This is a genomic window from Allokutzneria sp. NRRL B-24872, assembly GCF_002155965.1.
Classification (GTDB): domain Bacteria; phylum Actinomycetota; class Actinomycetes; order Mycobacteriales; family Pseudonocardiaceae; genus Allokutzneria.
The window spans coordinates 1-22,572 of sequence record NZ_MUMH01000057.1 but is presented as its reverse complement, the minus strand read 5'-3'; the positions used below and the strand labels follow the sequence as shown (position 1 = coordinate 22,572).

General features: G+C 70.0%; 18 protein-coding genes and 1 riboswitch. Of the genes, 13 read left to right on the top strand and 5 right to left on the bottom strand.

Annotation, left to right across the window (positions count from 1 at the left end):
• Positions 1–7 precede the first annotated feature (7 nt).
• From CCN37_RS15695 to CCN37_RS15680, 4 genes are read left to right on the top strand one after another with little or no spacing between them, the layout of a single operon-like run.
• On the top strand, positions 8–4,900 hold the full coding sequence (locus tag CCN37_RS15695) for an SDR family NAD(P)-dependent oxidoreductase (protein ID WP_371504269.1): 4,893 nt from the start codon (positions 8–10) through the stop codon (positions 4,898–4,900).
• Positions 4,897–5,907 carry a hypothetical protein gene (locus CCN37_RS15690; RefSeq protein ID WP_086821513.1) on the top strand — a complete coding sequence of 337 codons (1,011 nt, stop codon included), beginning with the start codon at positions 4,897–4,899 and terminating at the stop codon, positions 5,905–5,907. The genes CCN37_RS15695 and CCN37_RS15690 overlap by 4 nt, the downstream gene beginning before the upstream one ends.
• A 14-nt stretch (positions 5,908–5,921) precedes the next feature.
• On the top strand, positions 5,922–7,190 hold the full coding sequence (locus CCN37_RS15685) for an activator-dependent family glycosyltransferase (RefSeq protein ID WP_086821512.1): 1,269 nt from the start codon (positions 5,922–5,924) through the stop codon (positions 7,188–7,190).
• A gap of 13 nt (positions 7,191–7,203) precedes the next feature.
• On the top strand, positions 7,204–7,944 hold the full coding sequence (locus tag CCN37_RS15680; RefSeq protein ID WP_246843073.1) for a class I SAM-dependent methyltransferase: 741 nt from the start codon (positions 7,204–7,206) through the stop codon (positions 7,942–7,944).
• 69 nt (positions 7,945–8,013) lie between these two features.
• Here the strand turns inward: CCN37_RS15680 and CCN37_RS15675 are convergent, their stop codons facing one another.
• Entirely contained in the window at positions 8,014–9,204 is a 1,191-nt protein-coding gene (locus CCN37_RS15675) for a cytochrome P450 (protein ID WP_210408044.1), read from the bottom strand.
• 173 nt (positions 9,205–9,377) lie between these two features.
• Here CCN37_RS15675 and CCN37_RS15670 point away from each other — a divergent pair, with 173 nt between their 5' ends.
• Positions 9,378–10,238: a sigma-70 family RNA polymerase sigma factor gene (locus CCN37_RS15670; protein WP_086821511.1), complete on the top strand. Its 861-nt coding sequence runs from the start codon at positions 9,378–9,380 to the stop codon at positions 10,236–10,238.
• Positions 10,239–10,318: 80 nt separating this feature from the next.
• Entirely contained in the window at positions 10,319–11,059 is a 741-nt protein-coding gene (locus CCN37_RS15665; protein WP_086821510.1) for an SDR family oxidoreductase, read from the top strand.
• A 6-nt stretch (positions 11,060–11,065) separates the two neighbouring features.
• Here CCN37_RS15665 and CCN37_RS15660 read toward each other — a convergent pair whose 3' ends face one another.
• Both CCN37_RS15660 and CCN37_RS15655 read right to left on the bottom strand, forming a co-directional pair.
• Positions 11,066–11,821 carry a trypsin-like serine protease gene (locus tag CCN37_RS15660; RefSeq protein WP_086821509.1) on the bottom strand — a complete coding sequence of 252 codons (756 nt, stop codon included), beginning with the start codon at positions 11,819–11,821 and terminating at the stop codon, positions 11,066–11,068.
• A 42-nt stretch (positions 11,822–11,863) separates the two neighbouring features.
• A complete protein-coding gene (locus CCN37_RS15655; protein WP_086821508.1) occupies positions 11,864–12,886 on the bottom strand; it encodes a CdaR family transcriptional regulator in 1,023 nt (340 codons plus the stop codon).
• 95 nt (positions 12,887–12,981) lie between these two features.
• Between CCN37_RS15655 and CCN37_RS15650 the strand changes: the two genes are divergently transcribed.
• Positions 12,982–13,869, top strand: a complete 888-nt coding sequence (locus CCN37_RS15650; protein WP_086821507.1) for an alpha/beta hydrolase — start codon at positions 12,982–12,984, stop codon at positions 13,867–13,869.
• A gap of 4 nt (positions 13,870–13,873) precedes the next feature.
• Complete coding sequence (locus CCN37_RS15645) at positions 13,874–15,016, top strand: serine hydrolase (protein ID WP_086821506.1); 1,143 nt, start codon at positions 13,874–13,876, stop codon at positions 15,014–15,016.
• Here the strand turns inward: CCN37_RS15645 and CCN37_RS15640 are convergent.
• The gene (locus tag CCN37_RS15640) at positions 14,979–15,611 is read right to left on the bottom strand and encodes a YbhB/YbcL family Raf kinase inhibitor-like protein (RefSeq protein ID WP_210408043.1); all 633 of its coding nucleotides are present in this window, start codon (positions 15,609–15,611) and stop codon (positions 14,979–14,981) included. The two genes, CCN37_RS15645 and CCN37_RS15640, sit on opposite strands and share 38 nt — an antisense overlap.
• A 125-nt stretch (positions 15,612–15,736) precedes the next feature.
• Positions 15,737–15,925, top strand: a riboswitch (cobalamin riboswitch).
• 24 nt (positions 15,926–15,949) lie between these two features.
• On the opposite strand from CCN37_RS15640, the gene CCN37_RS15635 reads away from it, so the two are divergent.
• Genes CCN37_RS15635 through CCN37_RS42360 form a run of 4 tightly spaced genes read left to right on the top strand, consistent with a single transcriptional unit; the run spans position 15,950 to position 21,269 of the window.
• Positions 15,950–17,449, top strand: coding sequence for a CoA-acylating methylmalonate-semialdehyde dehydrogenase (locus CCN37_RS15635; protein WP_086821505.1), 1,500 nt, complete (start codon positions 15,950–15,952; stop codon positions 17,447–17,449).
• A gap of 6 nt (positions 17,450–17,455) precedes the next feature.
• Positions 17,456–18,589, top strand: a complete 1,134-nt coding sequence (locus CCN37_RS15630) for an acyl-CoA dehydrogenase family protein (protein ID WP_086821504.1) — start codon at positions 17,456–17,458, stop codon at positions 18,587–18,589.
• Positions 18,586–19,626 (top strand): enoyl-CoA hydratase/isomerase family protein, encoded by a 1,041-nt coding sequence (locus tag CCN37_RS15625; RefSeq protein WP_371504259.1) that lies wholly within the window; start codon positions 18,586–18,588, stop codon positions 19,624–19,626. The genes CCN37_RS15630 and CCN37_RS15625 overlap by 4 nt, the downstream gene beginning before the upstream one ends.
• A complete protein-coding gene (locus tag CCN37_RS42360) occupies positions 19,626–21,269 on the top strand; it encodes an enoyl-CoA hydratase (RefSeq protein WP_086821502.1) in 1,644 nt (547 codons plus the stop codon). Before CCN37_RS15625 ends, CCN37_RS42360 begins: the two co-directional genes overlap by 1 nt.
• Here the strand turns inward: CCN37_RS42360 and CCN37_RS15615 are convergent.
• The gene (locus tag CCN37_RS15615) at positions 21,256–21,987 is read right to left on the bottom strand and encodes a glyoxalase (protein WP_086821501.1); all 732 of its coding nucleotides are present in this window, start codon (positions 21,985–21,987) and stop codon (positions 21,256–21,258) included. The genes CCN37_RS42360 and CCN37_RS15615 overlap by 14 nt on opposite strands.
• 321 nt (positions 21,988–22,308) lie before the next feature.
• Between CCN37_RS15615 and CCN37_RS15610 the strand changes: the two genes are divergently transcribed.
• Positions 22,309–22,572, top strand: a 264-nt coding sequence (locus tag CCN37_RS15610) for a hypothetical protein (protein WP_143261621.1), incomplete at its 3' end; no start/stop codon positions are given.

The following is a 22,572-nucleotide window of genomic DNA, read 5'->3' as shown; positions in this document are numbered from 1 at the left end:
CATGGCCGTGTCCCAGGAGAAACTGCTCGAAGCGCTGCGCGTCTCGGCCAAGGAGACCGAGCGGCTGCGCAAGGCCAACCAGCGACTCGTCGCCGAGGCGCGCGAGCCGATCGCGATCATCGGCGTCGGCTGCCGCTACCCGGGCGGGGTCACGTCGCCGGAGCGGCTGTGGGAGCTGGTCGCGGCCGGTGTGGACGCGGTGGGCGACATGCCCGCCGACCGGGGCTGGGACGTCGACGGCCTCTACCACCCGGAGCCGGGAACGCCGGGCCGCACGTACTGCCGCGAGGGCGGATTCCTCGACGACGTCGCGGGTTTCGACGCGGAGTTCTTCGGGATCTCTCCGCGTGAGGCTCTGGCGATGGACCCGCAGCAGCGGCTACTGCTGGAGACCACCTGGGAGGCGTTCGAGCACGCCGGGATCGCGCCGCTGTCGGTCAAGGGCAGCCGCACCGGAGTGTTCCTCGGCGCCTCCTACCAGGGCTACGCACCGCCGCCGGAGGACGTGCCCGAGGAACTCGGCGGATTCCTGTTGACCGGCAACGCCTCCGCGGTGCTCTCCGGTCGTCTGTCCTATGTGTACGGTCTGGAAGGGCCTTCGCTCACCGTCGACACCGCGTGCTCGTCGTCGTTGGTGGCACTGCACCTCGCCGCGCGGGCTCTGCGCGCCGGTGAGTGCTCGATGGCCCTCGCCGGTGGAGTCGCGGTCATGGCGACGCCGGACGCCTTCGTCGAGTTCAGCCGCCAGCGAGGCATGGCGGCCGATGGCCGGTGCAGGTCCTTCGCGGCGTCGGCGGACGGCACAGGTTGGGGCGAGGGCGTCGGAGTGCTCGTGCTGGAACGCCTGTCGGACGCGCGCCGCAACGGTCACGAGATCTTGGCCGTGGTGCGAGGATCGGCGGTCAACCAGGACGGCGTGTCCAACGGGCTCAGCGCGCCGAGCGGACCCGCGCAGCAGCGGGTGATCAGGGCAGCGCTGGCCGACGCCGGGCTCGAACCGTCCGATGTGGACGCTGTGGAGGCGCACGGCACCGGGACCCGGTTGGGCGATCCGATCGAGGCCCAAGCGGTACTGGGTACCTACGGCGAGGACCGCACCCAGCCGCTGTGGCTGGGGTCGCTGAAGTCCAACATCGGCCACGCGCAAGCCGCCTCGGGCGTCGGCGGCGTGATCAAGATGGCGTGGGCGATGCGGCACGGAGTACTACCGCGGACCCTGCACGTGGACGCGCCCACGCCGCACGTCGACTGGTCCAGTGGCGCGGTGCGGCTGCTCACCGAGGCGCAGCCCTGGCCTTCAGGTGAACGCCGGTGCGCCGTCTCGTCGTTCGGCATCAGCGGCACCAACGCGCACATCATCCTCGAATCGGCCAAACCGGAGACCGTGCCCGCCGTCGAGATCAACGGGCCGACGCCGTGGTTGCTCTCCGGCCGATCCGTGCAGGCGTTGGAGCAACAGGCCCGTGAACTTTCGTCCATTGTGGACATTGCTCCGCACGCGGACGTCGCCTACTCGCTCGGCACCACGCGCTCCGGCCTCAGCCACCGCGCCGTGGTGCTCGGGCCTGAAGGACTGGGGCGGCTGACCCCGTTCTCGCCCAGGCCGGGCAAGCTGGCGTTCCTCTTCGCCGGGCAAGGCAGCCAACGCGTCGGAATGGGGCGCGAGCTGTACGCGTCGTTCCCGGTGTTCGCGGCGGCCTTCGACGAGGTTGCCGGGCACCTTCGGGTGTCGGAGGACGACCTGGACCGGACCGGCAACGCGCAGCCGGCGTTGTTCGCGCTGGAGGTCGCGCTGTTCCGGCTCGTGCGGAGCTGGGGGCTGAAGCCGGATCTGCTGCTGGGCCATTCGGTCGGCGAGATCGCCGCCGCGCACGTCGCGGGAGCCCTGTCGCTGCGCGACGCGTGCGCGCTGGTCAAAGCCCGCGCTGAGCTGATGCAGGCGCTGCCCGAAGGCGGCGCGATGGTGTCGGTCCGCGCCACCGAAGCCGAAGTCCAAGACTTGCTGAGCGACGAGGTCGGTATCGCGGCGATCAACGCGCCCGGCTCGGTCGTGCTCTCCGGCGCCGAAGCCCCGGTGCTGCGCGCGGCCGATGAACTGGCGGCACGCGGGCGTAAGACCACGCGGCTCCGCGTCAGCCACGCGTTTCACTCCCCGCTTATGGAGCCGATGCTCGCCGAGTTCCACCGGGTCGCATCGAAGATCTCCTATGCCGCAACGGCCATCCCGGTGGTCTCGAACCTCACGGGCGAGCCCGTCACCGCCTACACCGCCGATTACTGGGTGCGGCACGTGCGCGAAGCGGTGCGGTTCCAAGCCGGGATCGAGTACCTGCGCGAACGCGGTGCCACGGTCTTCGTCGAGCTGGGGCCGGACGGCACGCTCTCCGCACTCGGCCGCGACTGCACCGCCGACGCTGTGTTCCTGCCGACGCTGCACCGGGAGCGCGGTGAACTGGAGACGATCCGCTCCGCCATCGGCCACGCCGCCGCGCACGGTGTCGAGGTGGACTGGGACGCGTTCCTGCCGGGAGCCCGCCGCGTCGACCTGCCGACCTACCCGTTCCAGCACAAGCGCTTCTGGCTGTCCCGCACTCGCACGTCCACTGTGGAGGACTGGCGTTACCGGGTCACCTGGCGCCCGCTGACCGTTGCCGCCGCAGAGCCCGGCGAAGGCTGGATCGTCGTCGGCGAGCCCGACGCGATCTCTGAACGCCTTGGCGCGACGGTGGTGTCGCGTGCCGATCTCGGGAGCGGAATCCCCGAGGCCAAGGGCATCGTCTCGACCCTGGATGCGGCGGGCACCTTGGAGCTGGTCCGAATGCTCAAGGGGAGCACCACGCCGCTGTGGTGCGTGACCCGGGGTGCCGTCGCGGTCTCGGCGAGCGAGGTGCCCGACCCGGGCCAGGCGCAGGTCTGGGGCCTGGGCCGGGCAGTCGGCCTCGAACACCCCGAACGCTGGGGCGGCCTCATCGACCTCCCCGAGACCGGGGGAGAGGACGCACTCGCGCACGTGCTCGCGAATGGTGGGCCTGAGGACCAGATCGCCATTCGCTCCAAGGGAATCTTGGTCCGGCGCCTTGCGAGGGCAAGGGTGCGCGGTGGCGGCCGGGAATGGACGCCGGGCGGCACCGCGTTGATCACCGGCGGCACCGGGGCGCTGGGCAAGCACGTCGCGCGCTGGCTCGCGAAGTCCGGCGTCGAGCACGTCGTGCTGCTGAGCCGCAGCGGTACTGGCACGCCCGAACTCGGAACCAAGACCACGGTCGTCGCGTGCGACGTCACCGACCGGGACGCGCTGGCCGCCGTGATCCGCGAGCACGGTCCATTTAGGACGGTTGTGCACGCGGCGGGCATCGCGCAGGCCACGCCGGTCGAAGAGATGACTGAAGCCGAGTTCGCGGACGTACTCGCAGCCAAGACCCTAGGCGCACAACACCTGGACGCGCTGATCGACGACCCGGCCACGACGTTCGTGCTGTTCTCGTCCACCTCCGGGGTGTGGGGCAGCGGCGGCCAAGGTGCCTACGGAGCCGCCAACGCCTACCTCGACGCACTCGCCCAGCAACGCCGTTCACGCGGGCTGCACGCCGTGTCGGTGGCGTGGGGGCTGTGGGACGGCGACGGCATGGGCGCGGGCGACGGCGGCGAATACCTGCGCCGCCGTGGGCTCGGCACGATGGACCCGGAGCACGCTCTCGCCGAGCTGCGCACGGCCCTCGAACACGATGACACCACGATCGCCGTCGCCGATGTGAACTGGCCTCGCTTCGCCAAGGGCTTCACCGCGTTGCGCGCTCGGCCACTGATCGAAGACCTCGTGCCCGTGGTCGCGGAAACCGTTGCTGTACAAGAAGCTCCGAAGGACCTGGACCAGCTCGTGCGTACGGCGGTGGCCGCCGTTCTCGGTCACGAGGAGCCCGTTCCGGCAGAGCGGGAGTTCCAGGAGCTGGGCTTCGACTCGCTGACCGCCGTGGAGCTCCGCGACCGGCTCAAGGCCGCGACCGGGCTCGACCTTCCGGCGACCCTGGTGTTCGAGCACTCCAACGCGCGAGCACTCGCCGAGCACCTGAAGACCCGATCCACGCCCGAGCGTACGAGCACCTTGGCGCCGCTGTACCGGACGGCCGTTGCGGAGGACACCGCCGAGGAGTTCATCGCGGTGCTGGGCGACCTCGCCCGCTTCCGCCCGAGGTTCACCACCGGGCACCGCGTCGACCTGGTGCGGCTGGCTGAAGGTGCACGAGGTCCGAGCCTGGTGTTCTGCTGCGGCACCGCCGCGATGGCCGGGCCGCACGAGTTCGCCAGGCTGGCCAACGCCGCGCGCGGTGACCACGACGTCTGGGCGTTGCCTCAGCCGGGGTTCGTGCCGGACGAGCCGTTGCCCGCGACCCTGGAGGCCGTCCTCGACGCTCAGGCAGAGGCGCTGAGCGCGCTGGACGGGCCGTTCGTGCTGCTCGGACACTCCGGCGGCGCGAACATGGCGCACGAGCTGACCCGGCACCTGGAACAGCTCGGCCGAGGACCGGCGGGCCTCGTCGCCATCGATGTGTTCCCGCCCAACGACCAGAGCGCGATGAACGTGTGGCAGCGCGAGATCACCGACTACGCGCTGGACAACGCGCCGGTGGAGATCGACGACGCGCGACTCACCGCCATGGGCGCTTACCGCAGGCTGCTCGGCGACTGGAAACCGTTGCCCCCCAATGCACCCGTGCTGTTGCTGCGGGCATCGGAGCCGATGGCGGAGTGGACCGGCCCCGGTGACTGGCGGGCGGAGTGGCCCGGCGCGCACACCGTCGCCGACGTGCCCGGCGATCACTTCACGATGAACGGCGAGCACGCGGAGGTCGCCGTCCGCACGATCGAGGACTGGCTGAACGCGCTCGGAGGAGAGCTGTGACCACTATCGACCGAGTGTTGGGCAGGAGCCTGCACTTCACGCGCGCCGCGCACTGGTTCTCCGGCGAGCACGGCGACGCCTATGCGTTGCTGTTGCGCGGCATGGACGACAACGCCGAGCAGCTGGTTCGCGCGCGCGGCCCGGTGCACCGCGCGGACGACGGCAGCTGGGTGATCGCTGACCCGGCCCTGGGCGCTGACGTGCTGGCCGACCCCCGCTTCGGGCTCCGCCGCGCCGATGGGACGCACCCCGGCCAGCACGTGCACCCGCTGGAGAACTCCGGGCTGTTCCGCGCTTTCGCCGACTACGAGCGCGTACGGGGGATCATCGAGCCGGTCACTGGGGACCACGCCCGCGCTCGCGTGCAGGCTGTTGCGCGCCGTCTGCTCAGCGAGCTGGGCCCGCGCTTCGACCTCGCGGACTTCGCGCGGCGGTTGCCCGTCGCGGTGCTCACCGATCTGTTCGAGCTGACCGACGAGCGGTTCCCCGCGCACTTCGCCGGGCTCGGCCGAACCCTGGACAGCGTGCTGTGCCCGCAGCGCTCCGCCGACGCGCTGCGCACCGCGAACGCGGTCGACGGCCTGCACGAGGTCTTCGCCGATCACCTCGCCGCGCTCACCGCGGAGCAGGCCGGACCGGCGCCGGAGGACACCCGCCTCGCCGGGATGCTGCTCGCGGTCACCACCGCCGAGATCGTCCCCGGCCTGATCTGCAACGCCGTCCTCGGTGATCGGAACGCCCCTGCGGTGGCACTGGAGAGCCGCGTCGCGCACGAGGCGGTTCAGCTCGGCGAAGCGGAGATCGCCGCCGACGACCACGTCGTCGTGCTCGCCGGTGGTGCGCTCGACCGGAGTGTCCACTTTGGACTAGCGGCGCCGCTGATCCGGCTCCAGGTGGAGGTGGCGCTGGAGTCGCTACCGGATCTGCGCGTCACCGGCCCGGTGGTGCGAAACCGGCGCAGTCCCGTGCTGCGTTCGGTGTCCCGCATGCCCGTGACGACCGCGTGAGCGAGGAGAGACCCATGCGCGTGCTGTTCAGCTCCTTCGCCCACAAGACCCACTACTACAACCTCGTCCCGCTGGCCTGGGCGATGCAGACCGCTGGCCACGAGGTCCGCGTGGCCAGCCAACCGTCCCTTGTGGACGCGATCACCGGCACCGGGCTGACGGCGGTCCCGGTCGGCAACGACGACTCGATCATCGAGCTGATCACCAGGATCGGCGGTGACATCGGGCTCTACCAGAAGGGTCTCGACTTCACCGAGCAACGACCGGAGCGGCTGACCTGGGAGTACCTGCTCGGCATGCAGACGATGATCACCGCGTTCTGCCACGAGCCGCTCAACGGTGACGCCACCATCGACGAGCTGACCGACTACGCGCTGTCCTGGCAGCCAGACCTGATCGTCTGGGAGCCGATGACCCTGGCCGCGCCCATCGCCGCCACGGTCTCCGGCGCCGCGCACGCCCGGCTGCTGTGGGGACCCGACGTGGTGACCAGGGCCCGGCAGCAGTTCCTGCGCGCCATGGCCGAGCAGCCGGAGGAGCACCGCGAGGACCCGTTCGCGGAGTGGATGACCTGGACGCTCGCCCGCTACGGCAAGGAGAAGGCGTTCTCCGAGGACCTGCTCACCGGGCAGTGGACCATCGACCCGTCCGCCCCGAGCACCCGCCTCGACCTCGGCGTGCCCACCGTCGGTACCCGCTACGTGCCGCACAACGGCCCCTCGGTGATCCCGGCCTGGCTCGCCGAAGCGCCCACCAGGCCCCGGATCTGCCTCACCGTCGGGGTGTCCGCGCGCGAAACGCTCGGCAAGGACGAGGTGTCGCTCGCCGACCTGCTCGACGCGCTCGGCGACGTCGACGCCGAGGTCGTCGCCACGCTCGACGCGACCCAGCAGGCACTGCTGCCGCGCGTGCCCGACAACGTCCGGCTGGTCGACTTCGTGCCGATGAACGCGCTGCTGCCCACCTGCTCGGTGATCATCAACCACGGCGGCGCCGGCACGCACTCCACCGCGATGCTGCACGGGGTGCCGCAGGTGATGCTGACGAACCTGTGGGACGCGCCGCTCAAGGCCCAGCAGCAGGAGGAACTCGGCGCGGGCATCGCCATCCGGACCGACGAGGTGACCGCGCGCGGAGTGCGCGACGCGGTCGTGCGGGTGCTCACCGAGCCGTCCTTCCGCGAGGGTGCGCTGCGCCTGCGCGCGGAGATGCTGGCCGAGCCCAGCCCGAACGCGATCGTCGACCGGCTTGAAGACCTGACCAAGGCGCACCGGCGCCACTGAGAGGAGCACGAACGTGGCGTACGAGGACTCCATGTACGAGGACTACACAGAGGAAGCCGCCGAGGTCTACGACGCGGTGCACCAGGGCCGCGGCAAGGACTACCGGACCGAGGCCGCCGACATCGCCAAGCTGGTCCGCGGCTACCGGGCCGATGCGGCGTCCCTGCTCGACGTCGCCTGCGGCACCGGCGCTCACCTGCGGTTCTTCGCCGAGGAGTTCGCCGAGGCCGAGGGCGTCGAGCTGTCCGGCGACATGGTGGACATCGCCCGCCGCAAGACCCCCTCGCTGAAGGTGCACCAGGGCGACATGCGGGACTTCGCGCTCGGCCGCGAGTTCGATGCGGTGACGTGCATGTTCAGCTCGATCGGGCACATGGCCGACACCGCGGAGCTGGACAGCGCCGTCGCCACCTTCGCCCGCCACCTCACCCCCGGCGGGGTCGTGGTGGTGGAACCGTGGTGGTTCCCCGAGACCTTCACCCCCGGCCACATCGCCGCCGACGTGGTCCGGGCCGACGGTCGCACCATCTCGCGGGTCTCCCACTCGGTGCGCGAAGACGATCACACCCGCATCGAGGTGCACTACGTGGTGGCCTCCGCCGAACGCGGCATCCGCCATTTCAGCGAGGTCCACGAGATCACGCTCTTCGAACGTTCGGAGTACGAGCGGGCGTTCGTCCGGGCGGACCTGCGCGTCGAATTCCTGGAAGGAGGTCCGTCCGGCAGGGGGCTTTTCATCGGCCTCCGCGACTAACCGCGCGAACAATGCGAAAGGACCCTCGGAGAAATGTCCGAGGGTCCTCAAGCCGTGCCATTTCGCGAATTATGGCCGCACCTTCACCGGAACGTGCTTCGCGGTGAGCTCGTCCGGCTCGTAGAACTCGACGCCGTCGTGGTCGACCTCGAACCGCGGGAACCGCTCGAAGAGCAGCGGCAGCAGCACCTTGGCCTCCAGCCGGGCCAGCGCGGAGCCCAGGCAGTGGTGGATGCCGTGGCCGAAGCTGAAGTGCCGGTTGCGCTCGCGGTGGATGTCGAAGACGTCCGGGTTCGGGAAGACGGTCTCGTCCCGGTTGGCCGAGGCCATCCAGGCGATCACCATCTGTCCCTTGCGCATCTGGTGGCCGTGCAGCTCCGTGTCCTGCTTGAGGATGCGGAAGATGTTGTTGAAGGGGCTGCGGTAGCGCAGCACCTCCTCGATCGCGGCCGGGATCAGCGAGTGGTCGGCGCGCAGCTCGCGCTCGGCCTCGGGGTGTTCGTCCAGGCAGAGCATGATGTTGGCGATCAGCGTGCTGCTGGAGATGTGGCCCGCCGACAGCAGCAGCGCCACGATGCCGACGATCTCCTTGTCGGTCAGCCTGCGCCCGTCCAGCTCGGCGTGCACCAGGTCGCTGAACACGTCGTTGGTCCGCACGGCCCGCTTCTCGGCCGCCTTCTCGTGGAAGTAGGCGACCATCTCCTGGATGACCGGGCCGGTGGTCTCGGCGAAGTCCTCCGGCAGGTTCGGGTACTCCATCGCCTGGTTGCTCAGGAAGTTGTCCACCCAGTCGCGGAACTTGTCCTGGTCGGCGGCGGGGATGCCGAGCAGGTCGGCGATCATGATCACCGGCAGCGGGTAGGCCAGGTGCTCGACCATGTCGAAGCTGTCCCCGGAGATGCCGCTGAGCAGGTCTTTCGCGATCTCGACGATGCGCGGCTCCAACGCCGCGATCCGCTTTGGGGTGAAGGCCTGGCTGACCAGCCTGCGCACCGGGCCGTGCCCGGGCGGGTCCATGCCGCCGAAGACGCCGGGGCCCATCAGCACCTCGGTCTCCGGGGTCAGCGGGAACGCCTCGCGGAAATCCGAGGAGAAGATGGAGGGGTCGGAGGCGACGTGCGCGAAATCCGCGTACCCGAATACCTGCCACGCCTGCCGGGACTCGTCCCAGTAGACCGGATGATTGGCCCGCATGTACGCGAACCAGTCGAGCAGGTCGGCCGCATTGGCGTCCCTGCGCAACTCAAGCGAGAGAGACAAGATTACCGCCCATCAGGTCGAGGATACTCCGCCACCCTAACCCAGCACCCGGTGTGGAAGAACCAATCTCTTCAAATTCCGGAATTGATGTTACCCAGGCGGCGCGACCGTTCACCGGCGGTCGTGCGACCATCGGGGGCCGGTGGGAGACCGCTGGGAGATCGGAGCGGGCGATGACGCGGATGGAGCACGCCGACGCGGTGTTCGCCGGAGTGCGGCCGAGGCTGTTCGGCATCGCCTACCGGATGTCGGGCAGCGTGGCCGACGCGGAGGACCTCGTCCAGGAGACCTGGCTGCGCTGGCAGGCGGCCGACCGCGATGCGGTGCTCAACCCGGACGCCTACCTCGCGACGACGATCACCAGGCTCGCGATCAACGAGAGCAAGACCGCGCGGGCGCGCCGGGAGACCTACGTCGGGCCGTGGTTGCCGGAGCCGGTCGACACCGCCGCGGACCCGCAGATCGGTGCCGAGCGCGGCGCGGTGGTGGAGCTGGCCTTGTTGGCACTGCTGGAAAAGCTCACTCCGACCGAGCGTGCGGCGTACGTGCTGCGCGAAGCGTTCGACTACCCCTACGAGCGGATCGCGGAGATCGTCCGGAGCACGGCGGTCGCGGCGCGGCAGCTCGTGAGTCGTGCGCGCAAGCGGCTGGCGGGGGAGCGGCGGGCCCGCGTGGAGGCCGCCGAGCAGCAACGGCTGCTGACCGCGTTCGTGGCGGCGGCGCGCGCGGGGGACTTGGCGGAGCTGGAGCGGTTGTTCAGCGACGACGTGGTCAGCTACTCCGACAGCGACGGCAAGGCCCGCGCGGCGCGCTCGCCCGTGGTCGGCGCACGCACCCTGGCGAAGGTGGTCAGCGCGTGGGCGCCGGAGTTCTGGCGGGACGCGGAGACGTCCTTCGTGCAGGCCAACGGCTTGGCGGCGGTGGCACTGCGGCGCGACGGCGTGACCTTCGCGGTGGTGACCGTGACCGCGTCGGCGGAGGGCATCGACCAGGTGATGTGGCTGGTGAACCCCGACAAGATCACGGCGTTCTGAACCAGCTGTCACAACCGCGAGGGCTGTCTTGTCCTAGCTGGTGAACGCCCGCGATGGCGGGCTCACGAAAGGGCAGGACCATGAGGATCGTTGTCATCGGCGGAACCGGGCTCATCGGCTCGCAGGTGGTCGCGCGGCTCGGCGAGCACGGCCACGACGCCGTGCCCGCCTCCCCGTCCAGCGGCGTCGACACCCTGACCGGCGACGGCGTGAAGGAGGTGCTCGACGGCGCCGACGTGCTGGTGGACGTGTCGAACTCGCCGTCATTCGCCGACGACGACGTGCTGCGCTTCTTCCGCACCGCGACCGCGAACCTCCTCGAAGCCGCGCGCGGCGCCGGGATCGGCCACTACGTCGCGCTGTCGGTGGTCGGCGCCGACCGCCTGCCGGACTCCGGCTACCTCCGCGCGAAGGTGGCGCAGGAGGAGTTGATCACCGCCTCCGGGCTGCGGCACACGATCGTGCGAGCCACGCAGTTCTTCGAGTTCGCGGGCGCGATCGCTGACACAGCAACGGAGAACGGCGTTGTTCGGCTCTCCGGCGGAGGTGTTCAGCCGATCGCGGCGGCCGATGTCGCCGCAGTGGTGGGGCGAACCGCGGCGGGTGCCGCGGTGGACGGCGTGCTGGAGATCGGCGGGCCGGAGGCGTTCGGGCTCGACGAGTGGGTCCGCACCGTGCTCGCCGCGCGCTCCGACCCGCGCGAGGTCGTCACCGACCCTGGAGCGCGCTACTTCGGCACGCTCCTGGGCCGCGACTCCCTCCGGCCAGCCGCCGGCGCCGAGCTGGCGCCGACGAGCCTGGACGCCTGGCTCGCGCGGTGATGTAGGTCAGAGCTGGCCGAGCACCCATGCGCGGTGCTCGACCAGGTCGGTGTAGATCCCGGTCCCCTGCCCGCACCGCTCGCGCTGGCGCATGCCGGGCCGGGACGTGGCGCCGACCAGTTCCCACCGCCCGTTCGCGCGCACCACGGCAGGGCCACCGGAGTCGCCGCCGCACGGACCGGACACGCCGTCGGGGTTGCTGATGCACAGTTCCTTGGACGTCGTCATCGCGCAGTCGGCGTCCGGGACGAGCTTCACGTCCAGCCTCCGCACCTCCGGCGACATCGGGCACGGCGCGGTCAGGTCGGCGCACGTGCGGCCCCACCCGAGAAGCCGGACATCGGTGCCGACGGCGGGGGAGACAGCCGGGATGGTGATCGGCGTGACGCCGCGCATCTCCTCCACCTTGAGCACCGCGATGTCGGCGTACTTCTTGCCGGGGCCGACGTTGGTGTACTCGGGGTGGAGGCGGATCTCCGTGATCCGGGCGTTGGTGCCGCCGGAGTCGCTGCGCGCGCTGCCGTGGCGGATCGCCAGCCCGTGCGGCTTGCCCACCGCTTGGTTGACGCAGTGCCCCGCGGTGACCAGGGTTGTGCTGTCCACAATGGACGCTCCGCACAGGTGGCCGAAGTCGGCGTCGTGCAGGGAGGCGATGAACGGGTACGGCTCGGTGGCGATCGTGCCGTTGACGATGGCCCCGGCCGGGACCGCCGCGTCCAGGGTGAGGAGCGCGACGGCGGTGCTGATCAAGAGAGTTCTCACGCGTGTCGACGGTACCGTCGATGATCACCGCCCGCGCAGGGGTCAAAGGTGGAACAAGCGCCACGCGGTGAGGGCGAGCCGGGCCCGGGCCAGACCGGTGGGGTCGGTGAGGTCAACGCCCACCGCCTTCCCGATCTGGTCGAGCCGCCGGGCGACGCTGCTGTGGTGCAGGTGCAGCAGCTCCGCGGCTCGGCGCAGGGAACCGTTGGCGCAGTAGACCTCCAGCGTCTGCACGTCCTCCGGGGGAAGCTGCGCGATCGCGGCGACGTCGGCGTTCTCCCGCACGGCCTCGGGCGGCAGCTCGGCCAGCAGCGCGAACGCCCCGAGGTCGGCGTACGACACGACGGGCTCGCGCGAGCTCGTGAAGCGCAGCGCGGTTCGCGCCTGCCGCCACGACCGGCTCGGGCAGCCCGCCGCGCCGATCCCCGCGCGCACACCCTCCGGAAACCGTTGCGCGTCAACGGTTGTGGCCAGAAGTACGCCCACGTCCGCCAGGGGAGCGGCCTTCACCAGGTGTGCCGGGCAGATCAAGCCGCCGATCCGGTCGAGCGGTAGTGACGTGCGCACGGCGACGACGCGCAGCGGCAGATCGGTGCCGAAACCCAACAGCCGCAAGGCTCGTGCGCGCGCGGCCTCCTCGCTGCCGGAGCTGATCACCAGCTCGATCAGCGCGGGATCGGCCATCGTGGTGCGAGCCGGGCCGTAGCGCTCCAGGATCGCGGCGGCGGCGATGGCCAACCGGTCCAGCACCAGCTCGTCCAGCGCGGCGGGCTCGCCGGACCGCGCCAGCCACACCGCCCCGACCTCCTCGTCATCGAGGACGATCGGCCTGGTCGTGGACGCGGAACCCTCGGGCGCCGCACGGCCGTCCGGGCCCATGCTGATCACCCGCCCCGACCCGTGCAGCCGCATCCCCACGACGCACTCCGCCAGGTTCGCCGAAGCCCTCGCGAGCGCGGGCAGGTCGACGCGACGGCGCATGAGCGTGTCGTAGAACATCACCACGCGCATCGCGCCCCCGGCCTCCGCGTCCAACTGCGACAACCGCTGCGCCAGTGCCTCCATGAGCTGGAGGGTATGCGACGAACGGCGCGCCGCGCAGAGGGTGAGCGCGACGCTCGTCGGCTGCACTCCGCGCCCGGCGCCAGCACGATGTGCGCATGGACCCCGAGCTCGAAGCCTTCCTCCCGCTGTTCCCCAAGGCGAACCTCGACGACCCGCCCGCCGCGCGCAAGGGCCTCGCCGCGCTGGCCGCCTCGGTGCCGCCGCCGGACACCACCGGCATGCACATCGAGGACGTCACGGTGCCCGGTGACCCCGGTGTCCCGGTGCGGATCTACACCCCGCACGACGCGCGCGGCGCCATCATCTGGCTGCACGGCGGCGCATTCGTCATGGGTGATCTCGACACCGAGCACACCTGGGCGACCCGCGTCGCGCAGAACTCCGACGCGGTGGTGATCTCCGTGGGCTACCGCCTCGCCCCCGAGAACCCGTTCCCCGCAGCGTTCGACGACGCCTACGCCGTGCTGACCTGGGCAGCTCAAAACGCTGGCCTCGACCCCGACCGCATCGCAGTCGGCGGGCACAGCGCGGGCGGCGGGCTCGCGGCGGCGGTTGCTCTGCGCGCACGGGACGAACGCGGGCCGCGCATCCGATTCCAGTTGCTCAACCAACCCGGGCTCGACGACCGCCAGGAGAGCTGGTCGGCGCGCGAGTTCACCGACACGCCGTGGATGAACCGCGACAAGGTCACCGCGTCCTGGCGGCACTACCTCGGCGGAGCACCCGCGACGCAGTACTCCTCACCGGCGCGCGCCGCCGATCTCTCCGGCCTGCCGCCCGCCTACATCGCCACCGCCGAGTTCTGCCCCAACCGCGATGAGGACATCGACTACGCGGTGCGCCTGATGCGCGCGGGCGTCTCGGTCGAACTCCACCAGTGGCCCGGGACCTTCCACGGCTCGCAGGCGATCCTGTCCGCCGAGGTCTCCCAGCGTCAGAACGCCGAACTCGGCGCCGCCCTGCGCCGCGCCCTGGAGGGGTGAACCCATGTCGAGGATCAAGCTGATCGCCTGTGGAACCGTTGCCGCACTGGGACTCGGCGCGGGCTCGGCCGCCGCGTTACCCGACGATCTGAAGTCCACTTTGGACGCAGTACACAGCGAGGGCATGCCGGGCGTGTTCGCCGAGGTGCGCGACGGGAGAACGGTGTGGCGCGGAGCGGCCGGAGTCGCTGATCTCGCTACCGGCCGCCCCGTCACCGCCGACATGCGCCACCGCGTCGGCAGCGTCACCAAGACCTTCACCGCCGCGGCCGTGCTGCTCCAGGTGGAGCAGGGTCGCCTGCGGCTTGACGCGCCGATCGGCGACTACCTGCCCCACCTGGTGCCCGGCGAGCGCGGTCGCGCGATCACCGTGCGGATGCTCATCAACCACACCAGCGGCCTCGCCGACTACCTGACCATCGCGTTCCCGTCGCTCGCCGAGATGCAGCCGAAGAGCTTGGACGACAACAGGTTCCGCCGCTTCCGCGCGAACGAGCTGATCGCGATGGGCGTCAACGCGCCGCCCGCCGGTGAGCCGGGGAGCACCCCGGGCGTGTACTCCAACACCAACTACCTGCTGCTCGGCCAGCTCCTGCGGAAGGTGACCGGCAGGCCCGCCGAAGAGGTGATCACCCGCACGGTGATCGACCGCGCCGGCCTGCGGCACACCGAATTCCCTGACGGCACAAGGATTCGCGGGCCGCACTCACGCATGTACGAGTCGCTGTTCGGCGCCATCGACCCGCCCCGCGACTACAGCGTCTACGACATGTCGTGGGTGAGCACCGGTGCCGCGCTGGTCACGACCATGGCCGACCTCAACCACTTTTACGCGCAGCTGCTCAGCGGCAAGATCGTCAAGCCGGGGTCGCTGGCGCAGATGCAGCGCACGGTCCCGGTGATCAGCCTGGAGGGCAATCAGATCGACTACGGCCTCGGCCTGCACAAGGTCACCACGAGCTGCGGCACCTTCTGGGGCCACGACGGCTCGGTGTGGGGAGCGCAGGCCCTGTCGCTGACCAGCGCGGACGGCAGGCGGCAGTTGTCCTACGCGCTGAACCTCGCGCACTGGACCAAGCTCGACCGGCTCGACCAGGCGCTGGAGAGCTTCACTCAGAAGGCGTTGTGCGCTGGACGAATCCGTTGACCCGGCCGTAGCCGAGCACGTGGCCGCTCATCGTGAACGCGGCCACGGCGGGTGAGCTGGCAGCGGGCAGCTTGAGGCTGGCCGTGTCCAACGCGTACACGGTGACGACGTAGCGGTGCGGGATGTCCCCGGCGGGCGGGCACGGCCCGAGGTAGCCGGTGGCTCCCGCATCGTTGGTCCCGGAGACCGCGCCCGCGGGCGGCGTGTGGTCGAGCTTGGTCTGCGAACCCGGGATGTCCCAGGTCATCCAGTGCCAGAAACCGCTGCCAGTACTGGCATCCGCGTCCTGCATCGACGCCGCGAAGCTCTTCGTACCAGCTGGGGCGCCGTGCCACTCCAGGCGCAGCTGCTGGTTGCCGCCGGTGCAGCCGAAGGTGTTGGCCCACGCGCTCGACGGGATCTTGCCGTCCCGCACGTCCGGGCTGATCACGGGAAACTGCTTGGCCTTGACCGGAACTCCGGCCCGGATCTTGGTGTGGCCGAAGGCGTCGGCGGCGACCACCTCGGCCGCGCCGATGCTCTCCGGCTCGGCCGTCACGACGACGCTGACCGCGCCGACGAGGGCCAGGGCCGAACCGATGATGCGCTTGTTCACGTGTCCTCCTGCGTGTCCGAATGCGATCGACGCTAGGAGTGATAATCGATTATCGCAACGCCGGACTCAGGAAGCTGATGGGGCACTCGAACGAGCGAGTGTGACGAGGGCCGCTGTCGACTTAGTTGGACGTCCTACTATATGGTCCCCAACAGACCCGCGGTGCAGGGAAGCTGGTGTGAAACCAGCGCGGTCCCGCCACTGTGACCGGGGAGCGCGTCGTCGAAGGACAAGGCCACTGGCGAGAGCCGGGAAGGCCGGCGGCGCGTGGCGATCCGGAAGCCAGGATACCGGCCACGGGTGTCGTTCGTGTTGTCCACGAGGATGGAGCCACACGCATGCTTCCCGTGCGCGCGCATTTTGTTGATGGCAAAGAGTTCCCGGGCGTCTCCGGCAGACTCGCCGACGTCTACGACCCCAGTACCGGTTCGGTCCAGGCCCAGGTTCGCTTGGCGGACAAGGAAGACGTGGACGGGGTTGTCGCCTCGGCGGTGACCGCGCAGGCGGAGTGGGCGAAGTGGAACCCGCAGCGCAGGGCCAGGGTCCTGCTGCGCTTCCTGGACCTGGTCAACCGTGAGATGGACTCGCTGGCCCGGCTGCTCTCCGCCGAGCACGGCAAGACCATCGCCGACGCCAAGGGCGACATCCAGCGCGGCCTTGAGGTCGTGGAGTTCGCGGCCGGAATCCCGCACCTGCTCAAGGGCGAGTTCACCGACGGCGCCGGCAGCGGCATCGACGTGCACTCGCTGCGCCAGCCGCTCGGCGTGGTCGCCGGGATCACGCCGTTCAACTTCCCCGCGATGATCCCGCTGTGGAAGGCCGCGCCCGCCATCGCGTGCGGCAACGCCTTCGTGCTCAAACCCTCCGAGCGCGACCCCTCGGTCCCGCTGCGCCTGGCGGAGCTGTTCCTCGAAGCCGGTCTGCCGCCGGGCGTGTTCAACGTGGTCAACGGGGACAAGGTCGCCGTGGACGCGCTGCTGCACGACGAGCGCGTCCAGGCCGTGGGCTTCGTCGGCTCCTCGGAGATCGCGCAGTACATCTACGCCACGGCCGCGGCCAACGGCAAGCGCGCCCAGTGCTTCGGCGGCGCCAAGAACCACATGATCATCATGCCGGACGCCGACCTGGACCAGGCGGTGGACGCGCTGCTCGGCGCCGGGTACGGCTCGGCGGGCGAGCGCTGCATGGCGATCTCCGTCGCGGTCCCGGTCGGCGAGGACACCGCGAACGCGTTGGTGGCCAAGCTGGTCGAGCGAATCCCGTCGCTGAAGATCGGCGTCTCGCACGACGAGAGCGCCGACTTCGGCCCGCTGGTCACCGCCGCCGCGCTGGAGCGCGTCCGCGACTACATCCAGATCGGCGTCGACGAGGGCGCTTCCCTGGTGGTCGACGGCCGCGACTTCGTGTTGCCGGGCAACGAGAACGGCTTCTTCATCGGCCCGTCGCTGTTCGACGACGTGCGCCCCGGCTCGCGCATCCACCGCGAGGAGATCTTCGGCCCCGTGCTCGCGATCGTGCGCGCGGCGGACTACGAGGAAGCGCTGCGCCTGCCCAGCGAGCACCAGTACGGCAACGGCGTGGCGATCTTCACCAGGGACGGCGACACCGCGCGGGACTTCACCAGCCGCGTGAACACCGGCATGGTCGGCGTGAACGTGCCGATCCCGGTTCCCGTTGCCTACCACACCTTCGGCGGGTGGAAGCGCTCCGGTTTCGGCGACCTCAACCAGCACGGTCCCGACTCGATCCGCTTCTACACCAAGACGAAGACGGTCACCTCGCGCTGGCCCTCCGGCACCCGCCAGGGCGCGAGCTTCGTCATCCCGACGATGAGCTGAGGCGGCGTGTTCGCGCTGACCGACGAGCAGCGGGAGATCGCCGACACCGCACGGCGCTTCGCCGCTGAGCACTTCGCGCCCAACGCGGTGCGCTGGGACCAGGAGAAGCACTTCCCGGTCGACGTCCTGCGCAAGGCCGCCGAGGTGGGCATGGGTGGCGTGTACGTGAGCGAGGACTTCGGGGGCTCCGGACTGTCCAGGCTCGACGCCGCGTTGATCTTCGAGGGCCTGGCGACGGGGTGCCCGTCGCTGGCCGGGTACCTGTCCATCCACAACATGGTCGCCTGGATGGTGGACCGCTTCGGCGACACCGCGCAGCGCGCCCGGTTCCTGCCGGGACTGTGCTCCATGGACGACCTCGGCAGCTATTGCCTCACCGAGCCCGGAGCCGGTTCCGACGCGGGAGCCCTGCGCACCAAGGCTGTTCGCGACGGCGACCACTACGTGCTCAACGGGGTCAAGCAGTTCATCTCCGGCGCCGGAACGTCCACCGTGTACATCGTGATGGCCAGGACCGCCGACACCGGGCCGCGCGGGATCACCGCCTTCATCGTGCCGATCGAGGCGTTGTCCTTCGGTCCCAACGAGATCAAGATGGGGTGGAACGCCCAGCCCACCCGCCAGGTCATCCTGGAGGACGTGCGCGTGCCCGTTGCCAACCGGCTCGGCGCGGAGGGCGAGGGCTTCCGGATCGCGATGAACGGCCTCAACGGCGGGCGCCTCAACATCGGCGCCTGTTCGCTGGGCGGGGCGCAGAGCGCGCTGGACCGCAGCCTGGACTACCTCCGCGACCGCGAGGCGTTCGGTGCCCCGCTGCTGCGCGCTCAGGCGTTGCAGTTCCAGCTCGCCGACATGGGCACCGAACTGGAGGCCGCGCGGATGTTGTTGTGGCGCGCCGCTTCCGCGCTGGACGCGAAGGACCCGCGAGCGGTGGAGCTGTGCGCGATGGCCAAGCGCTTCGCCACCGACACCGGCTTCTCCGTCGCCGACCGCGCGCTGCAACTGCACGGCGGCTACGGCTACCTCGCGGAGTACGGCATCGAGAAGATCGTGCGCGACCTGCGCGTGCACCAGATCCTCGAAGGAACCAACGAGATCATGCGCGTGATCGTCTCGCGCGGAATGACGGGGGCGGCATGATGACCACGGACGTGTTGCTGCGCAAGGAGAGCGGCCTCGGCCGGATCATCCTCAACCGGCCGCGCGCGATCAACGCGCTGACCCACACCATGGTGCAGCTCATCGACGCCGCGCTGGTGGAGTGGGCCGACGACGCCGACGTGCGCGCCGTGCTGATCACCGGAGCGGGGGAGCGCGGCCTGTGCGCGGGCGGCGACATCGTCTCCATCTACGAGGACGCCCGCTCCGGCGGCAGCGCTTCGCTGGACTTCTGGCGCGACGAGTACGTGCTCAACGCCCGCATCGCCCGCTACCCCAAGCCCTACATCGCGGTGATGGACGGCATCGTGATGGGCGGCGGCGTCGGCGTTTCGGCGCACGGCAGCGTCCGGATCGTCACCGAGCGCTCTGTCGTGGGGATGCCGGAGGTGGGGATCGGCTTCGTGCCCGACGTCGGCGGCACCTACCTGCTGTCGCGCGCGCCGGGCGAGTTGGGCACGCACATCGCCCTCACCACAGCACGTTTCGGCGCGGGCGACGCCGTCCACTGTGGATTCGCCGACCACTTCGTGCCGAGCGCTTCTTTGGACGACTTCGTCAGCGCGCTGAGCGTGAGCGGTCTGGACGCGGCGTTGTCGCTGTCGACGGCGGCTCCGGCGTCTTCGTTGTCCGAGCAGCGTTCGTGGATCGATTCCTGCTACGCGGCCGACTCCGTGCAGGAGATCGTCGACCGCATGCGCGATCATGGCTCCACGGAGGCGAAGGCGGCCGCGGAGCAGATCCTCGGCAAGTCCCCGACGGCGTTGACCGTGACGCTGCGGGCGCTGCGCCAGGCTCGGCGGCTGCCGTCCCTTGAACCGGCGCTCGACCAGGAGTTCCGTGTGGCCAACGCCATCCTGCGCTCGCACGACCTCGTCGAGGGCATCCGCGCGCAGGTGATCGACAAGGACCGCGACCCGCACTGGAAGCCCGGCTCGCTCGCTGAAGTGTCCACTGTGGACGAGTACTTCGCCGATCTCGGAGCCCGGGAACTCGGCCTGGCACAGGGGGAGATCTGATGACCACGATCGGATTCATCGGCCTCGGCAACATGGGCGCGCCCATGGCGGCGAACCTCGCGGCGGCGGGCCACGAGGTCACCGGCTTCGACCTGGTGGCCAAGCCCGACGGCCTGCGCGTCGCGGCCTCCGGACAGGAGGCGGTCAACGACGTGGACGTCGTGATCACCATGCTGCCCAGCGGAAAGCACGTGCTGTCCTGCTACGCCGACCTGCTGCCCGCCGCGCGCCCGGGAACGCTGTTCATCGACTGCTCCACCATCGACGTCGCCGACGCGCGCGCCGCTGCTTCGGAGGCGATCAAGGCCGGGCACCACGCCCTCGACGCCCCGGTCTCCGGCGGTGTGATGGGCGCTTCGGCGGGGACGCTGACGTTCATGGTGGGCGGTCCTCTTGAGGTGTTCGAGCGCGCAGAGCACGTGCTGTCCGTCATGGGCCGCAAGGTGGTCCACTGTGGACAGTCCGGCAACGGTCAGGCCGCGAAGATCTGCAACAACATGATCCTCGGCGTGTCGATGATCGCGGTCAGCGAGGCGTTCGTGCTCGGCGAACAGCTCGGCCTCACCCACCAGGCCCTCTACGACGTGGCCTCCACCGCGTCCGGCCAGTGCTGGGCGCTCACCACGAACTGCCCCGTCCCCGGCCCCGTGCCGACCAGCCCGGCGAACAACGACTACCGCCCCGGCTTCGACGCCGCGCTCATGGTCAAGGACCTCGGCCTCGCCGCAAGTGCCGTGACCGCGAACGGTGTGGACGCCGCGCTCGGGCTGCGCGCCGCCGAGCTGTACCGCGCCTTCGCCGAGAACGGCGGCGCGGGCCAGGACTTCTCCGCGATCGTCTCCGCCATCCGTCAGCGCTCCCAGGGAGAACCGATGACCGAGACCATCATCGTCGACCGCAAGGACCGCGTCGGCCTGATCACGCTGAACCGCCCCAAGGCGCTCAACGCCCTCAACCTCCAGGTGATGCAGGAGGTCGTCGCGGCGGCCCAGGACTTCGACCGCGATCCGGAGATCGGCGCCATCCTGATCACCGGCTCCGTCCAGGCTTTCGCGGCGGGCGCGGACATCAAGGAGATGCAGCCCCAGTCCTACTTGGACGTCTACCTCAGCGACTGGTTCGCCGGGTGGGACGCCCTCGCTCGGGTCCGCAAGCCCACCATCGCCGCCGTCGCTGGCTACGCGCTCGGCGGAGGCTGCGAGCTGGCCATGCTCTGCGACGTCCTGCTGGCCGCCGACACCGCGAAGTTCGGCCAGCCCGAGATCAAGCTCGGCGTGATCCCCGGCATCGGCGGCTCGCAGCGGCTGACCCGCGCGGTCGGCAAGGCCAAGGCCATGGAGCTGTGCCTGACCGGCCGCATGATGGACGCCGAGGAAGCGGAGCGGGCCGGGCTGGTGTCCCGGATCGTGCCCGCAGACCGCCTCCTCGACGACGCCGTGGAGACCGCGGCCACCATCGCGTCGATGTCCTTGCCCACGGCCATGATGGCCAAGGAGGCCGTCAACCGCGCCTTCGAGAGCTCGCTCGCCGAGGGCATCCACTTCGAGCGGCGGCTGTTCCACGCCACCTTCGCCACCGCCGACCAGAAGGAGGGCATGGCCGCCTTCGTCGAGAAGCGCGCGCCCCACTTCACCCACCGCTGAGCCACACGTCGAGCAGGGCGGGGTTCGCCACCGAGCCCCGCACCTCGACCTGTTCCGCCTCGGTGAGGACGAGTTCCCGGAGCTGCGCGCCCCAATCCGCGACTTCGTCGTCCAGCGCCACGGACACCTCGATCAGCATCGCCAGCGCCTGGGCCCGTTCCTGGGTCGTCGCGCTGTCGCTCTGCCGTTTCAGCCCCGATCTCAGTGCGCGCTGAGCGGCCCGGTCGTCGTTCTTGAACTCACGCAGAATCCGCGCGTTGTCCATCGCCTTCGCCAGCCCCGCGAGCTTTTTCGAGCCCCCGTACTCCAACTCCATCGGCTCGTCCCGCTGGATGAAGATGATCGAGTTCCCCGACGGGTCGACGATCGTGAACCGCGACGCCCCCGCTCGATATCGAGTGATCCTCGGCAGCCCCTTCGCGAGCACCTTCCCGTACACCTCGCGCATGGCCGCCACGAACGTCGCGTGATAGGCCGCGACGTCGTCCACCATCACCAGGCACCCGCCCGTGTTCTCTGCCGCCGGGTCCACGCTGTCGGACGCGCGGCCGTAGTGGATGTCGAAGCCGCTCCACCTGAAGGCCAGGTACAGGTACGGCTTCGTCTGCTCGTAGATCGTCTTGAAGCCGAGGGCACGCCAGAAGGCGAGCGTTTCGTCCGGGTGGACGCAGGACAGCAGGGGCACGGTCGTCTCGTTGGCCAGGACACCGTCAGGCACAGTCGGGCTCCTCTCGATCGCCGCCGCAGTGTGCCAACTTCTCCGGGTATCCGCCTATGCAAATTTTGGCGGTCTGTTGCATGCAGCTGTTGCAGCCGGTGCCGGTCGGTTCGGCTTTGGACGGGGGCGGCGCGGCTGGGTTGGTGTGCCCGCCTCTGTCGGATTTCGCATTATGGCAACTTATTGTGCGGCGGAAGCGTTTTCTTTTGCGCTATGTCGCCATAGCGTCGCGCGGGCGGATTTGCGTGAAGTTGTTGTGGCACTTGGGAATTCACTCTTCGGGGCCATGATCGTCTATTTTCTTGAGGGTAGAATCGGGTTATGCCCCCTGATGATCCTGATGAACTCCTGCACGCCGCCTACACCGCGATCGGTAAAGCGGTAGCCGACTTCTCCACCGTCTTGATGGGTTACGTCTCCGATCTTGATGCGTGTGATCGTGAGTACGCCGAGAACCTGCTCATGCCCCTGCTGCGCGTGACTCGTGCGAAGGCCAACCGTCTGCTGGACCGTGCTTCTGATCTGACTACGCGCCCTGCGGTGTTGCAGGCGTTGGTTTCAGGCCGGGTTGATGAGGGCAAGGCC

Bases quoted from the DNA above. Each gene is read 5' to 3' on its own strand.
- CCN37_RS15665 (WP_086821510.1), top strand. From the start codon at position 10,319: ATGAGGATCGTTGTCATCGGCGGAACCGGGCTCATCGGCTCGCAGGTG.
- CCN37_RS15625 (WP_371504259.1), top strand. From the start codon at position 18,586: ATGATGACCACGGACGTGTTGCTGCGCAAGGAGAGCGGCCTCGGCCGG.
- CCN37_RS42360 (WP_086821502.1), top strand. From the start codon at position 19,626: ATGACCACGATCGGATTCATCGGCCTCGGCAACATGGGCGCGCCCATG.
- CCN37_RS15670 (WP_086821511.1), top strand. From the start codon at position 9,378: ATGACGCGGATGGAGCACGCCGACGCGGTGTTCGCCGGAGTGCGGCCG.
- CCN37_RS15635 (WP_086821505.1), top strand. From the start codon at position 15,950: ATGCTTCCCGTGCGCGCGCATTTTGTTGATGGCAAAGAGTTCCCGGGC.
- CCN37_RS15650 (WP_086821507.1), top strand. From the start codon at position 12,982: ATGGACCCCGAGCTCGAAGCCTTCCTCCCGCTGTTCCCCAAGGCGAAC.
- CCN37_RS15645 (WP_086821506.1), top strand. From the start codon at position 13,874: ATGTCGAGGATCAAGCTGATCGCCTGTGGAACCGTTGCCGCACTGGGA.
- CCN37_RS15655 (WP_086821508.1), bottom strand. From the start codon at position 12,886: ATGGAGGCACTGGCGCAGCGGTTGTCGCAGTTGGACGCGGAGGCCGGG.
- CCN37_RS15685 (WP_086821512.1), top strand. From the start codon at position 5,922: ATGCGCGTGCTGTTCAGCTCCTTCGCCCACAAGACCCACTACTACAAC.